Source organism: Streptococcus pseudopneumoniae (assembly GCF_001070815.1).
GTDB lineage: Bacteria > Bacillota > Bacilli > Lactobacillales > Streptococcaceae > Streptococcus > Streptococcus pseudopneumoniae_P.
Window position 1 is genome coordinate 24,054 of record NZ_JVLX01000062.1, and the last position, 15,091, is coordinate 39,144.

General features: G+C 39.3%; 16 protein-coding genes and 1 pseudogene. All 17 read left to right on the top strand.

Annotated features, from left to right (window positions below):
- Window positions 1-5 precede the first annotated feature (5 nt).
- The 17 genes and pseudogenes from ADG81_RS07615 to ADG81_RS07685 all read left to right on the top strand — a co-directional run bounded on the left by ADG81_RS07615 (window position 6) and on the right by ADG81_RS07685 (window position 14,990).
- Entirely contained in the window at window positions 6-392 is a 387-nt protein-coding gene (locus ADG81_RS07615; RefSeq protein ID WP_000985015.1) for a YdcP family protein, read from the top strand.
- 28 nt (window positions 393-420) lie between these two features.
- The gene (locus ADG81_RS07620; RefSeq protein ID WP_049551382.1) at window positions 421-1,806 is read left to right on the top strand and encodes an FtsK/SpoIIIE domain-containing protein; all 1,386 of its coding nucleotides are present in this window, start codon (window positions 421-423) and stop codon (window positions 1,804-1,806) included.
- Between the two features lie 2 nt (window positions 1,807-1,808).
- Window positions 1,809-1,961 carry a hypothetical protein gene (locus ADG81_RS09540; protein ID WP_000879507.1) on the top strand — a complete coding sequence of 51 codons (153 nt, stop codon included), beginning with the start codon at window positions 1,809-1,811 and terminating at the stop codon, window positions 1,959-1,961.
- Between the two features lie 22 nt (window positions 1,962-1,983).
- On the top strand, window positions 1,984-3,189 hold the full coding sequence (mobT, locus tag ADG81_RS07625) for a MobT family relaxase (protein WP_000398284.1): 1,206 nt from the start codon (window positions 1,984-1,986) through the stop codon (window positions 3,187-3,189).
- A gap of 42 nt (window positions 3,190-3,231) precedes the next feature.
- Entirely contained in the window at window positions 3,232-3,453 is a 222-nt protein-coding gene (locus ADG81_RS07630; protein WP_001009056.1) for a hypothetical protein, read from the top strand.
- A gap of 116 nt (window positions 3,454-3,569) precedes the next feature.
- Window positions 3,570-4,067 (top strand): antirestriction protein ArdA, encoded by a 498-nt coding sequence (locus tag ADG81_RS07635; protein WP_000342539.1) that lies wholly within the window; start codon window positions 3,570-3,572, stop codon window positions 4,065-4,067.
- 88 nt (window positions 4,068-4,155) lie between these two features.
- Window positions 4,156-4,548, top strand: a complete 393-nt coding sequence (locus ADG81_RS07640; RefSeq protein WP_000723888.1) for a conjugal transfer protein — start codon at window positions 4,156-4,158, stop codon at window positions 4,546-4,548.
- Complete coding sequence (locus ADG81_RS07645; RefSeq protein ID WP_000331160.1) at window positions 4,532-6,979, top strand: ATP-binding protein; 2,448 nt, start codon at window positions 4,532-4,534, stop codon at window positions 6,977-6,979. The genes ADG81_RS07640 and ADG81_RS07645 overlap by 17 nt, the downstream gene beginning before the upstream one ends.
- A 2-nt stretch (window positions 6,980-6,981) precedes the next feature.
- Window positions 6,982-9,159, top strand: a complete 2,178-nt coding sequence (locus ADG81_RS07650) for a CD3337/EF1877 family mobilome membrane protein (protein ID WP_049551383.1) — start codon at window positions 6,982-6,984, stop codon at window positions 9,157-9,159.
- The gene (locus ADG81_RS07655; protein WP_000769868.1) at window positions 9,156-10,157 is read left to right on the top strand and encodes a lysozyme family protein; all 1,002 of its coding nucleotides are present in this window, start codon (window positions 9,156-9,158) and stop codon (window positions 10,155-10,157) included. The genes ADG81_RS07650 and ADG81_RS07655 overlap by 4 nt, the downstream gene beginning before the upstream one ends.
- Entirely contained in the window at window positions 10,154-11,086 is a 933-nt protein-coding gene (locus ADG81_RS07660; protein WP_001224318.1) for a conjugal transfer protein, read from the top strand. The genes ADG81_RS07655 and ADG81_RS07660 overlap by 4 nt, the downstream gene beginning before the upstream one ends.
- Window positions 11,087-11,399: 313 nt before the next feature.
- A pseudogene (locus tag ADG81_RS10190) lies at window positions 11,400-11,447 on the top strand (hypothetical protein); the annotation flags it as partial.
- A 15-nt stretch (window positions 11,448-11,462) separates the two neighbouring features.
- Entirely contained in the window at window positions 11,463-13,382 is a 1,920-nt protein-coding gene (gene tet(M), locus ADG81_RS07665; protein WP_000691729.1) for a tetracycline resistance ribosomal protection protein Tet(M), read from the top strand.
- Window positions 13,383-13,745: 363 nt separating this feature from the next.
- The gene (locus ADG81_RS07670) at window positions 13,746-13,991 is read left to right on the top strand and encodes a hypothetical protein (protein WP_001813542.1); all 246 of its coding nucleotides are present in this window, start codon (window positions 13,746-13,748) and stop codon (window positions 13,989-13,991) included.
- Window positions 13,988-14,323: a hypothetical protein gene (locus ADG81_RS07675; RefSeq protein WP_000806926.1), complete on the top strand. Its 336-nt coding sequence runs from the start codon at window positions 13,988-13,990 to the stop codon at window positions 14,321-14,323. Before ADG81_RS07670 ends, ADG81_RS07675 begins: the two co-directional genes overlap by 4 nt.
- 12 nt (window positions 14,324-14,335) lie before the next feature.
- Window positions 14,336-14,704, top strand: a complete 369-nt coding sequence (locus tag ADG81_RS07680; protein WP_000567222.1) for a hypothetical protein — start codon at window positions 14,336-14,338, stop codon at window positions 14,702-14,704.
- Window positions 14,691-14,990: a DUF5960 family protein gene (locus ADG81_RS07685; RefSeq protein WP_001072467.1), complete on the top strand. Its 300-nt coding sequence runs from the start codon at window positions 14,691-14,693 to the stop codon at window positions 14,988-14,990. Before ADG81_RS07680 ends, ADG81_RS07685 begins: the two co-directional genes overlap by 14 nt.
- The last annotated feature ends 101 nt before the right edge of the window (window positions 14,991-15,091 follow it).

Below are 15,091 nucleotides of genomic sequence, written 5' to 3' on the forward strand. Positions count from 1 at the left end.
GAAAAATGATGAGATTAGCAAATGGCATTGTATTAGATAAAGACACGACTTTTGGAGAATTGAAATTCTCTGCTCTACGTCGTGAAGTGAGAATCCAAAATGAAGACGGGTCGGTTTCAGATGAAATCAAAGAACGTACCTATGACTTAAAATCCAAAGGACAAGGACGCATGATTCAAGTAAGTATTCCTGCCAGCGTGCCTTTGAAAGAGTTTGATTATAACGCACGGGTGGAACTTATCAATCCCATTGCGGACACCGTTGCTACTGCCACCTATCAAGGAGCAGATGTTGACTGGTATATCAAGGCAGACGATATTGTGCTGACAAAGGATTCTAGTTCATTCAAAGCTCAACCACAAGCAAAGAAAGAACCGACACAAGACAAATAGTCGCTAGGTAGAAAGGAGACTTTTTCGCATGAAACAGCGTGGTAAAAGGATTCGCCCATCTGGTAAAGATTTAGTCTTTCATTTTACGATAGCGTCACTCCTGCCTGTTTTCCTGCTGGTTGTCGGACTGTTTCATGTGAAGACAATCCAGCAGATCAACTGGCAGGATTTTAACCTATCACAAGCAGATAAGATTGACATTCCCTATTTAATTATCAGTTTCAGTGTCGCAATTCTTATCTGCTTGCTGGTAGCGTTTGTATTCAAACGGGTTCGCTATGATACGGTTAAACAACTTTACCACCGTCAAAAACTGGCAAAGATGATACTTGAAAACAAGTGGTATGAATCTGAACAGGTCAAAACAGAGGGTTTCTTTAAAGATAGTGCTGGTCGTACAAAGGAAAAGATAACCTACTTCCCTAAAATGTATTATCGACTTAAAAATGGCTTGATACAGATACGGGTGGAAATCACGCTGGGAAAATATCAAGACCAACTCTTACACTTGGAAAAGAAATTAGAGAGTGGCTTGTACTGTGAGCTGACGGATAAAGAGTTAAAGGATTCCTATGTGGAATATACTTTGCTCTATGACACCATAGCCAGTCGTATTTCTATTGATGAAGTAGAAGCTAAAGATGGTAAACTTCGCTTAATGAAAAACGTATGGTGGGAATATGATAAGCTCCCTCATATGTTGATTGCTGGTGGTACAGGTGGCGGTAAAACTTACTTTATACTGACACTGATTGAAGCCTTGCTTCATACAGATTCAAAACTGTATATTCTTGACCCGAAAAATGCTGACCTTGCGGACTTAGGTTCTGTGATGGCAAATGTCTACTATAGAAAAGAAGACTTGCTTTCTTGCATTGAAACATTCTATGAAGAAATGATGAAACGTAGTGAGGAAATGAAGCAGATGAAGAACTATAAGACTGGCAAAAATTATGCTTACTTAGGTCTCCCGGCACACTTCTTAATCTTTGATGAATACGTCGCTTTCATGGAAATGCTGGGAACAAAAGAAAACACCGCAGTTATGAATAAGCTGAAACAGATTGTCATGTTAGGTCGTCAAGCTGGCTTCTTTCTAATACTGGCTTGTCAACGTCCAGACGCAAAATATTTAGGCGACGGAATCCGTGATCAGTTTAATTTCAGAGTGGCTTTAGGTCGTATGTCTGAAATGGGCTATGGCATGATGTTTGGCAGTGACGTACAAAAGGATTTCTTCTTAAAGCGAATCAAAGGTCGTGGCTATGTTGATGTAGGAACAAGTGTCATATCAGAGTTTTATACTCCCCTTATACCAAAAGGATATGATTTCTTGGAGGAAATTAAAAAGTTATCCAACAGCAGACAGTCCACGCAGGCGACGTGCGAAGCGGAAGTCGCAGGTGTGGACTGATCTTGCTGGCTGGTGTGGCAATAGCCACGCCAGCACTTAACCCCCCGTATCTAACAGGGGGGTACAAATCGACAGGAAACAGTCAAAAAAACATTAGAAAATCCTTTGGTTACAAGGGATTTACAAAATTTCAGCGTATGTCAAATGGGCTTTAAAAGTTGACATACGCCTTTTTGATTGGAGGGATTTTTACTGAATGAACAAACTTGGTTACAGCATTTAAAAGAAAAACGCTTGGCTTATGGACTATCTCAAAACCGTTTAGCTGTTGCGACTGGTATTACAAGGCAGTATCTAAGCGATATTGAAACAGGAAAAGTCAAGCCATCAGAGGATTTACAGCAGTCCCTTTGGGAAGCTCTGGAACGCTTCAATCCCGACGCTCCCCTTGAAATGCTGTTTGATTATGTAAGGATTCGCTTTCCGACAACAGACGTACAGCAGGTGGTCGAAAACATCTTACAACTGAAACTGTCCTATTTTCTTCATGAGGACTATGGTTTCTATTCTTATTCAGAGCATTATGCTTTAGGCGACATATTCGTCCTTTGCTCCCATGAACTGGACAAAGGAGTTCTGGTGGAATTGAAAGGTCGTGGGTGCAGACAATTTGAAAGCTATCTTCTGGCACAACAAAGAAGCTGGTATGAGTTCTTTATGGACGTTTTGGTGGCTGGCGGTGTGATGAAACGCCTTGACCTTGCCATTAACGATAAGACAGGGATTTTGAATATCCCTGTACTCACTGAAAAGTGCCAACAGGAAGAATGTATCTCCGTCTTCCGCAGTTTTAAAAGCTATCGCAGTGGCGAACTGGTACGCAAAGAGGAAAAGGAATGTATGGGAAACACCCTCTATATCGGTTCATTACAAAGTGAAGTTTATTTCTGTATCTATGAAAAGGACTACGAGCAGTACAAGAAAAATGATATTCCCATTGAAGACGCAGAAGTAAAAAACCGTTTTGAGATTCGATTGAAAAATGAGCGTGCCTATTATGCAGTCCGTGATTTACTCGTCTATGACAATCCAGAGCATACCGCCTTTAAAATTATCAATCGGTATATCCGTTTTGTAGATAAAGACGATTCCAAACCTCGTTCTGATTGGAAACTGAATGAAGAATGGGCTTGGTTTATTGGGAACAATCGTGAACGATTAAAACTAACCACAAAACCAGAGCCTTACTCCTTCCAAAGGACGCTGAACTGGCTATCTCATCAAGTTGCCCCGACCTTAAAGGTTGCGATTAAACTTGATGAAATCAACCAGACGCAGGTTGTAAAAGACATTCTCGACCATGCGAAACTGACAGACCGACACAAGCAGATTTTGAAGCAACAGTCAGTAAAAGAACAGGACGTGATAACAACAAAAAAATAACTCAAATACAAATTCATTGAATATAGAGAGGAGAACATTTTTATGAATTTTGGACAAAACCTTTATAACTGGTTTCTATCAAACGCTCAATCACTGGTGCTTTTAGCAATCGTTGTGATTGGCTTGTATCTTGGCTTCAAGCGTGAGTTTAGCAAACTGATTGGCTTTTTAATTATTGCGATTATTGCGGTTGGCTTAGTCTTCAACGCTGCTGGAGTAAAAGACATTTTACTAGAGCTATTCAATCGCATTATTGGTGCTTAAATAAAACCGTTCTTTTGTGGAATATAAGTGGTTTTCTTATGTTCCGCAAAGGAATGGTACACCAAACGAAGTGCGGTAGGGATTTTTGAATCTCTACAAAGAAAGGACGTGAATATATGGACGATATGCAAGTCTATATTGCGAATTTAGGCAAATACAATGAGGGCGAATTGGTCGGTGCGTGGTTTACCTTTCCCATTGACTTTGAGGAAGTCAAAGAGAAAATCGGCTTGAATGATGAATATGAGGAATACGCCATTCATGACTACGAGTTACCCTTTACGGTTGACGAATACACTTCCATTGGCGAACTCAATCGACTATGGGAAATGGTATCGGAATTACCCGAAGAATTACAATCGGAGCTATCTGCTCTGCTCACTCATTTTTCAAGCATTGAAGAACTAAGCGAACATCAAGAGGATATTATCATTCATTCCGATTGTGATGATATGTATGACGTGGCACGCTACTACATTGAAGAAACGGGTGCTTTAGGCGAAGTACCAGCTAGTCTTCAAAACTATATTGATTATCAAGCCTATGGTCGGGATTTAGACCTTTCAGGAACGTTTATCTCAACCAATCATGGGATTTTTGAAATCGTCTATTAAATCTGTCGGTACATTACTACTGGCAGATTTTCTATTTTACGGGGTGGCTCAATCAGCTACCCCTATTTTTTATGAAAGGATTGATTACATGAAGAAAATACGAAGCTATACCAGTATCTGGTCTGTGGAAAAGGTACTGTATTCTATCAATGATTTTAGACTTCCGTTTCCCATAACCTTTACGCAAATGACATGGTTTGTCGTGTCACTCTTTGCAGTGATGATACTTGGCAACTTGCCCCCTCTTTCCATGATAGAGGGAGCATTTCTCAAATACTTTGGGATTCCTGTGGCTTTCACATGGTTTATGTCTACAAAAACTTTTGATGGTAAAAAGCCTTATGGATTTTTGAAGTCTGTCATTGCTTATGCACTGCGACCAAAGCTGACCTATGCAGGAAAAAAAGTAACGCTTGGCAGAAACCAGCCACAAGAAGCCATTACAGCAGTTAGGAGTGAATTTTATGGCATATCCAATTAAATACATTGAAAACAATCTCGTCTGGAATAAAGACGGGGAATGTTATGCTTACTATGAGCTTGTTCCTTACAATTACTCATTTCTAAGTCCAGAACAGAAAATACAAGTGCATGATTCTTTCAGACAGCTTATCGCACAAAATCGTGATGGCAAAATTCATGCTTTACAAATCAGTACAGAATCCAGCATACGTTCTGCACAAGAGCGTTCCAAAAATGAAGTCACTGGCAAGCTCAAAGCGGTTGCCTATGACAAAATCGACCAACAGACAGACGCTTTAATATCCATGATTGGCGAAAATCAAGTGAACTACCGTTTCTTTATCGGCTTTAAGTTGCTTCTCAACGATCAGGAGTTTTCTATGAAAAGTCTTACCGTTGAAGCAAAAAATGCTTTGTCTGATTTTGTCTATGATGTGAACCATAAGCTGATGGGCGATTTTGTTAGTATGAGTAATGATGAAATCCTGCGTTTTCAGAAGATGGAAAAGCTCTTAGAAAATAAAATCTCTCGTCGTTTCAAAATCCGCAGGTTAGATAAGGACGACTTCGGCTATCTGATTGAACACCTTTACGGACAGACAGGCACTGCCTATGAAGAGTATGAGTACCATCTATCAAAGAAAAAGCTGGATAATGAAACGCTGATTAAATACTATGACTTGATTAAGCCTACTCGCTGTTTGGTGGAAGAAAAACAGCGATATTTGAAAATCCAGCAGGAAGATGAAACCGTCTATGTAGCTTACTTTACCATTAACAGCATTGTCGGAGAACTGGACTTCCCGTCCTCTGAAATCTTCTACTACCAGCAACAGCAATTTACATTCCCGATTGATACGTCAATGAATGTGGAAATTGTAGCGAATCGTAAAGCCCTATCTACTGTCCGCAATAAAAAGAAAGAACTGAAAGACTTGGATAACCACGCTTGGCAAAGTGATAATGAAACCAGCTCCAATGTGGCGGAAGCTCTGGAAAGTGTGAATGAGCTGGAAACCAATTTAGACCAAAGCAAGGAATCTATGTACAAGCTGTCTTATGTGGTAAGGGTATCAGCAAATGATCTTGACGAACTCAAACGTCGTTGTAATGAAGTGAAAGATTTTTATGACGATTTAAGCGTAAAACTGGTACGACCATTTGGGGATATGCTCGGCTTACATGAAGAATTTTTACCTGCCAGCAAGCGTTATATGAATGATTATATTCAATACGTGACCTCTGATTTCCTCGCTGGTTTAGGTTTTGGTGCTACTCAAATGCTGGGGGAAAATGAGGGGATTTATGTTGGCTACAGCTTAGATACTGGACGCAATGTCTATCTGAAACCTGCTCTTGCCAGTCAAGGGGTTAAGGGTTCAGTAACCAATGCGTTAGCGTCGGCTTTTGTTGGTTCGCTGGGTGGTGGTAAATCCTTTGCGAATAACCTTATCGTCTATTATGCGGTGCTTTATGGGGCACAAGCAGTGATTGTAGACCCAAAAGCAGAACGTGGCAGATGGAAAGAAACCTTGCCAGAGATTTCCCATGAAATCAATATCGTCACTCTGACTTCTGATGAGAAAAACAAAGGCTTACTTGACCCTTATGTGATTATGAAAAATCCCAAAGATTCTGAATCACTGGCTATTGATATTCTGACATTCCTTACGGGGATTTCCTCTCGTGATGGGGAACGCTTCCCAATCCTTAGAAAAGCCATTCGTGCAGTAACCAATAGTGAAGTACGAGGGTTGATGAAAGTGATTGAGGAATTACGGGTTGAGAATACGCCACTAAGTACCAGTATAGCCGACCATATCGAAAGTTTTACAGACTATGACTTTGCACATTTATTATTCAGTAATGGTTATGTGGAGCAGTCTATCAGCTTAGAAAAACAACTGAACATTATACAGGTTGCGGACTTGGTACTTCCCGACAAGGAAACTTCCTTTGAGGAATATACCACTATGGAGCTTTTATCCGTTGCTATGCTGATTGTCATTAGTACCTTTGCTTTAGACTTTATCCATACAGACCGAAGCATTTTCAAGATTGTAGATTTAGACGAAGCATGGAGCTTTTTACAGGTAGCACAAGGAAAAACACTATCTATGAAGCTGGTTCGGGCTGGTCGTGCTATGAACGCTGGGGTATATTTCGTGACCCAAAATACAGACGACCTCTTAGATGAAAAACTGAAAAATAACCTCGGCTTAAAATTTGCATTTCGTTCCACTGACCTTAACGAGATTAAAAAGACCTTAGCCTTTTTTGGTGTAGACCCAGAGGACGAAAACAATCAGAAGCGATTGCGTGATTTGGAAAACGGGCAATGCCTTATCAGTGATTTATATGGTCGTGTCGGTGTGATACAGTTCCACCCTGTATTTGAAGAACTGCTCCATGCCTTTGATACCAGACCACCTGTGCGAAAAGAGGTGTAAATGTGAAACCATCAATAGTAAACAGAATAAAATCAAACTGGACGCTGAAACGTCTAGGTAAAGTGGCAATGACAGTGGCTTTCACACTTGTGATTGCCATTTTTCTTTTAGCCATGCTGGGAACGGTGGTTCAAGCTGCGGGCTTGGTAGATGATACGGTCAATGTGGCAAATGAATACAGCCGATACCCACTTGAAAACTATCAACTGGATTTTTATGTGGATAATAGCTGGGGCTGGCTTCCGTGGAACTGGTCGGACGGGATTGGAAAACAGGTCATGTATGGACTATATGCCATTACCAATTTTATTTGGACAATCAGTTTGTATGTTTCCAATGCGACAGGTTACTTAGTACAGGAAGCCTATTCCTTAGACTTCATTTCCGCTACAGCAGATTCCATTGGTAAGAATATGCAGACCTTAGCTGGTGTGAGTGCAAACGGATTTTCAACAGAGGGTTTCTATGTTGGATTCCTCTTACTCTTGATTTTGGTTCTTGGGGTTTATGTTGCCTATACGGGACTGATAAAGAGAGAAACCACAAAGGCAATTCATGCCATTATGAATTTTGTGCTGGTGTTTATCCTATCGGCTTCCTTTATTGCCTACGCTCCCGACTACATTAAAAAAATCAATGACTTTTCATCAGACATCAGTAATGCCAGTTTATCACTTGGCACGAAGATTGTCATGCCCCATTCCGATAGTCAAGGCAAGGACAGCGTGGACTTAATCAGAGATAGCCTGTTTTCCATACAGGTTCAGCAACCGTGGCTACTGCTTCAATACAACAGTTCAGACATTGAAAGTATCGGTATTGACCGTGTGGAAAGCCTGCTCTCCACCAGCCCAGATTCCAACAATGGCGAAGACAGAGAAAAAATTGTTGCGGAAGAAATTGAAGACAGAAGCAATACCAATCTAACCATTACAAAGACCATTAACCGTTTAGGTACAGTCTTCTTCCTATTTGTCTTCAATATTGGGATTTCCATATTTGTATTCCTATTAACAGGAATCATGATTTTCTCGCAGATACTTTTTATCATCTATGCTATGTTTCTGCCTGTGAGCTTTATTTTAAGCATGATTCAATCATTTGATGGTATGTCAAAACGAGCCATAACAAAGCTCTTTAATACCATTTTGACACGAGCTGGAATCACATTGATTATTACGACAGCATTTAGTATTTCAACCATGCTCTATACCTTATCGGCTGGTTATCCGTTCTTTTTGATTGCTTTTCTACAGATTGTGACCTTTGCAGGAATCTACTTCAAGCTGGGCGATTTAATGAGTATGTTTTCTCTACAGAGTAACGATTCTCAAAGTGTGGGAAGTCGTGTGATGAGAAAACCTCGTATGCTTATGCACGCTCACATGCACCGTCTACAGCGGAAACTTGGACGTTCCATGACTACTCTAGGGGCTGGGTCTGCCATTGTTACAGGTAAAAAAGGACAGTCGGGTTCGGGGAGTTCTGCAAGGACACAAGCAGATCACTCCCGACCAGACGGAAAGGAAAAATCAACACTTGGAAAACGTATCGGTCAAACCATCGGTACAGTAGCTGATACCAAAGACAGAATGGTAGACACTGCTAGTGGTTTGAAAGAACAGGTTAAAGATTTGCCGACCAATGCAAGATATGCAGTATATCAAGGAAAATCCAAAGTAAAAGAGAATGTCCGTGATTTAACCAGTAGTATTTCTCAAACCAAAGCGGACAGAGCCAGTGGACGCAAGGAACAGCAGGAACAAAGGCGAAAAACCATTGCGAAGCGTCGCTCTGAAATGGAACAGGTCAAACAGAAAAAACAGCCTGCTTCTTCTGTTCATGAAAGACCGACTACAAGACAAGAACAATATCATGATGAACAGACCTCAAAACAGTCTAATATTCAGACTTCATATAAGGAATCTCAACAAGCCAAACAAGAGCGTCCAGCAGTTAAGTCCGATTTTTCAAGTCCAAAAGTGGAACGCCAAGGCAATACCGTTCAAGAAAAAACCGTTCAAAAGCCAGCAACTTCAACCACTACAGCAGATAGAACTTCACAACGTCCAATCACAAAAGAACGTCCGTCTACTGTTCAAAGAGTACCACTACAAAATACAAGAAGTAGACCACCAATCAAAACCGCCACCATTAAGAAAGTCGGTAAGAAACCATGAAGTTGAAAACTTTAGTGATTGGTGGTTCTGGATTATTCTTGATGGTCTTCTCACTGCTTCTGTTTGTTGCCATTTTATTTTCAGATGAACAGGACAGCGGAATTTCCAATATTCATTATGGAGGTGTGAATGTTTCCGCAGAAGTGCTGGCTCATAAGCCTATGGTAGAAAAATATGCCAAAGAATATGGCGTTGAAGAATATGTCAACATACTTCTTGCGATTATACAGGTGGAATCGGGCGGTACTGCGGAAGATGTTATGCAGTCCTCGGAATCCCTCGGTCTTCCACCTAATTCATTGAGTACAGAAGAATCCATTAAGCAAGGTGTGAAGTATTTCAGTGAATTATTAGCCAGTAGCGAAAGGCTCAGTGTAGATTTAGAATCGGTTATCCAGTCCTACAATTATGGTGGTGGTTTCTTAGGGTATGTGGCTAATCGTGGAAATAAATATACCTTTGAACTGGCTCAAAGTTTCTCAAAAGAGTATTCAGGTGGCGAAAAAGTGTCTTACCCCAATCCCATAGCCATACCTATCAATGGGGGCTGGCGATACAACTATGGCAATATGTTTTATGTGCAACTGGTAACGCAGTATCTTGTCACAACAGAGTTTGATGATGATACGGTACAAGCCATCATGGACGAAGCACTGAAATATGAGGGCTGGCGATACGTTTACGGTGGAGCTTCCCCGACTACTTCTTTTGATTGTAGCGGACTGACACAATGGACGTATGGAAAAGCTGGAATTAACTTACCACGAACCGCACAACAGCAATATGATGTGACCCAGCATATCCCACTATCGGAAGCACAAGCTGGCGATTTGGTTTTCTTTCATTCTACCTATAACGCTGGCTCTTATATTACTCATGTTGGGATATACCTTGGCAATAACCGTATGTTTCATGCAGGCGACCCAATCGGTTATGCCGACTTAACAAGCCCCTACTGGCAACAGCATTTAGTGGGAGCAGGACGAATCAAACAATGAGAAAGGAAGATTTAATGATGAAATTTAGAAAAAATCAGAATAAAGAAAAACAGATACCAAAGGAAAAGAAACCTCGTGTCTATAAGGTCAATCCTCATAAAAAGGTTGTGATTGCCTTGTGGGTACTTTTAGGGCTTAGTTTCAGCTTTGCGATATTCAAGCACTTTACAGCTATAGATACTCATACTATTCACGAAACAACTATCATAGAAAAGGAATACGTTGATACTCATCATGTAGAAAATTTTGTAGAGAACTTTGCGAAAGTCTACTATTCATGGGAGCAATCCGATAAGTCCATTGATAATCGAATGGAAAGTCTAAAAGGCTATCTGACAGATGAACTTCAAGCTCTCAATGTTGATACAGTACGCAAAGATATTCCTGTATCGTCTTCTGTAAGAGGATTTCAGATATGGACGGTAGAGCCAACTGGCGACAATGAGTTTAATGTAACCTACAGTGTAGACCAGCTCATTACAGAGGGAGAAAATACAAAGACCGTCCACTCTGCTTATATAGTGAGTGTCTATGTAGATGGTTCTGGAAATATGGTACTGGTTAAGAATCCGACCATTACCAACATACCTAAGAAATCAAGTTATAAACCAAAAGCCATTGAAAGTGAGGGGACGGTTGATTCCATTACAACCAATGAAATCAATGAGTTTTTAACGACGTTCTTCAAGCTCTATCCTACAGCGACAGCCAGTGAACTTTCCTACTATGTGAATGACGGGATATTAAAACCAATCGGAAAAGAGTACATCTTTCAAGAACTGGTAAATCCTATTCACAATCGTAAGGATAATCAAGTCACGGTATCGCTGACAGTGGAGTATATCGACCAGCAGACCAAAGCAACGCAGGTATCTCAATTTGATTTGGTACTTGAAAAGAACGGGAGTAATTGGAAGATTATAGAATAACAAATATTGGTACATTATTACAGCTATTTTGTAATCACGTACTCTCTTTGATAAAAAATTGGAGATTCCTTGACAAATATGCTCTTACGTGCTATTATTTAAGTATCTATTTAAAAGGAGTTAATAAATATGCGGCAAGGTATTCTTAAATAAACTGTCAATTTGATAGTGGGAACAAATAATTGGATGTCCTTTTTTAGGAGGGCTTAGTTTTTTGTACCCAGTTTAAGAATACCTTTATCATGTGATTCTAAAGTATCCGGAGAATATCTGTATGCTTTGTATGCCTATGGTTATGCATAAAAATCCCAGTGATAAGAGTATTTATCACTGGGATTTTTATGCCCTTTTGGGCTTTTGAATGGAGGAAAATCACATGAAAATTATTAATATTGGAGTTTTAGCTCATGTTGATGCGGGAAAAACTACCTTAACAGAAAGCTTATTATATAACAGTGGAGCGATTACAGAATTAGGAAGCGTGGACAAAGGTACAACGAGGACGGATAATACGCTTTTAGAACGTCAGAGAGGAATTACAATTCAGACAGGAATAACCTCTTTTCAGTGGGAAAATACGAAGGTGAACATCATAGACACGCCAGGACATATGGATTTCTTAGCAGAAGTATATCGTTCATTATCAGTTTTAGATGGGGCAATTCTACTGATTTCTGCAAAAGATGGCGTACAAGCACAAACTCGTATATTATTTCATGCACTTAGGAAAATGGGGATTCCCACAATCTTTTTTATCAATAAGATTGACCAAAATGGAATTGATTTATCAACGGTTTATCAGGATATTAAAGAGAAACTTTCTGCCGAAATTGTAATCAAACAGAAGGTAGAACTGTATCCTAATATGTGTGTGACGAACTTTACCGAATCTGAACAATGGGATACGGTAATAGAGGGAAACGATGACCTTTTAGAGAAATATATGTCCGGTAAATCATTAGAAGCATTGGAACTCGAACAAGAGGAAAGCATAAGATTTCATAATTGTTCCCTGTTCCCTGTTTATCACGGAAGTGCAAAAAACAATATAGGGATTGATAACCTTATAGAAGTGATTACGAATAAATTTTATTCATCAACACATCGAGGTCAGTCTGAACTTTGCGGAAAAGTTTTCAAAATTGAGTATTCGGAAAAAAGACAGCGTCTTGCATATATACGTCTTTATAGTGGCGTACTGCATTTGCGAGATTCGGTTAGAATATCGGAAAAGGAAAAAATAAAAATTACAGAAATGTATACTTCAATAAATGGTGAATTATGTAAAATCGATAAGGCTTATTCCGGGGAAATTGTTATTTTGCAGAATGAGTTTTTGAAGTTAAATAGTGTTCTTGGAGATACAAAGCTATTGCCACAGAGAGAGAGAATTGAAAATCCCCTCCCTCTGCTGCAAACGACTGTTGAACCGAGCAAACCTCAACAAAGGGAAATGTTACTTGATGCACTTTTAGAAATCTCCGACAGTGACCCGCTTCTGCGATATTATGTGGATTCTGCGACACATGAAATCATACTTTCTTTCTTAGGGAAAGTACAAATGGAAGTGACTTGTGCTCTGCTGCAAGAAAAGTATCATGTGGAGATAGAAATAAAAGAGCCTACAGTCATTTATATGGAAAGACCGTTAAAAAAAGCAGAGTATACCATTCACATCGAAGTTCCACCGAATCCTTTCTGGGCTTCCATTGGTTTATCTGTATCACCGCTTCCGTTGGGAAGTGGAATGCAGTATGAGAGCTCGGTTTCTCTTGGATACTTAAATCAATCATTTCAAAATGCAGTTATGGAAGGGATACGCTATGGCTGTGAACAAGGATTGTATGGTTGGAATGTGACGGACTGTAAAATCTGTTTTAAGTATGGCTTATACTATAGCCCTGTTAGTACCCCAGCAGATTTTCGGATGCTTGCTCCTATTGTATTGGAACAAGTCTTAAAAAAAGCTGGAACAGAATTGTTAGAGCCATATCTTAGTTTTAAAATTTATGCGCCACAGGAATATCTTTCACGAGCATACACCGATGCTCCTAAATATTGTGCGAACATCGTAGACACTCAATTGAAAAATAATGAGGTCATTCTTAGTGGAGAAATCCCTGCTCGGTGTATTCAAGAATATCGTAGTGATTTAACTTTCTTTACAAATGGACGTAGTGTTTGTTTAACAGAGTTAAAAGGGTACCATGTTACTACCGGTGAACCTGTTTGCCAGCCCCGTCGTCCAAATAGTCGGATAGATAAAGTACGATATATGTTCAATAAAATAACTTAGTGTATTTTATGTTGTTATATAAATATGGTTTCTTGTTAAATAAGATGAAATATTTTTTAATAAAGATTTGAATTAAAGTGTAAAGGAGGAGATAGTTATTATAAACTACAAGTGGATATTGTGTGCTGAGAGCTTTCTTCTATACTAATAGACGAAAGGGTGTGAAAATGATTTTTAAATGATACTGTGGAACGGAACAGTAGCCCTAGTATTGACTACTGTCGTTTCTATTCATATTGGCTATTCTAGGACTGAGATGAAAAAATCTATAAATGCTCAGAATAAAATTGAACCCGCAAATCTCCCCAAAACAATGGTGAGTCATGTACTTGTATTATTCCGAAAAAATACACCTCTGGTGCAGTGAGACAAATTGGTGTATCTTATAGTGGCTTCGTAGATGAAAGCTATACTCTACTATCACTCTTTGATGATGTAGAACAAATTGAAAAAGATAATAGACTTCAGACAGCTATTGATGTTGTCAGAGAACAGTTTGGTTTTTTAGCCATACAAAAAGGAACCGTCCTAACTGAAGGTTCCAGAAATATTGAACGCAGTAAACTTATCGGTGGTCATTCCGCGGGTGGATTGGAGGGATTAAAATGAAACAAGAAAAAAATACAGTACAATTTTCAGAAATCCGTAGCAAAGGATGTAATGATATTGAAATGCTTGAAAGATTTTTACATGGAATCGTTGAAACAGCAACTTCAAAACTTCGTCAGAGAAAACTCAAAACAACTGAAATATCGATACGACTAGTACATGCTAAATCTGAAAACCGATTACCATTGGAATTTACATTTAGCATTAAGCCAACAAGCTCATCTGTGATAATCTATACTGAGGTAATCAATCGCTTTAAAGAATGTTACACAGGTGGGGGAATTCAAGGTTTTACGATTCAATTTGATAAAAATACCCTTGCCTCTGCATAGAAAGGATTTGATATGATTGACCGTTCATATTTACCATTTCAATCAGCAAGAGAGTACCAGGATACAAAGATGCAAAAATGGATGGGCTTTTTCCTATCTGAACATGCATCAGCACTCTCTGATGATACAAACAAAGTAACGTACATGTCTGACTTATCACTAGAGAAGAAATTATTACTCCTCAGTCAAGTATACGCCGGGCAGCTACGCACACGCATTCAAGTGATTGAAAAAAACAAGCGTGTTTCCTACACTGGAACAATACCAAGTCTGACCAAAGATTTCATTTTGATAAAAACTACAACAGGTCACATCAATTTGAAATTAAAAGACATTATTAGTATTGAACTTGTCGAGGAGGTGCTCTATGAATCAGCTTGAGTTTCAGCGTAATCACCTACAAATGGACTATTATAGCGAGAGCTACCAAGATTTTGAACGTGACTTCTACCGCTACTCTAACATGAATATTCCATTGACCTTCCTAACTGATGATATCCTAAAAACAATGGCGACTTCACGTAAGAATTACTTTGTCCTCAATAAGGAAAAGTCCAGAGATAACCGCGATCACTTCTTCATATTTGAAGTAAGTACCGTAGATGAGAATCCGCTAATCTATCATTATACATATAAGAAAACTACAATATATTTAGCAGAAAAATAGGAGCAGTTCAATTGACTGTTCCTATTTTTAATATTCATAAAATCTAAAGTCTTTATACTCTTTAACAATGGAGTCGCCAACCAGAACAGACTATACTGACC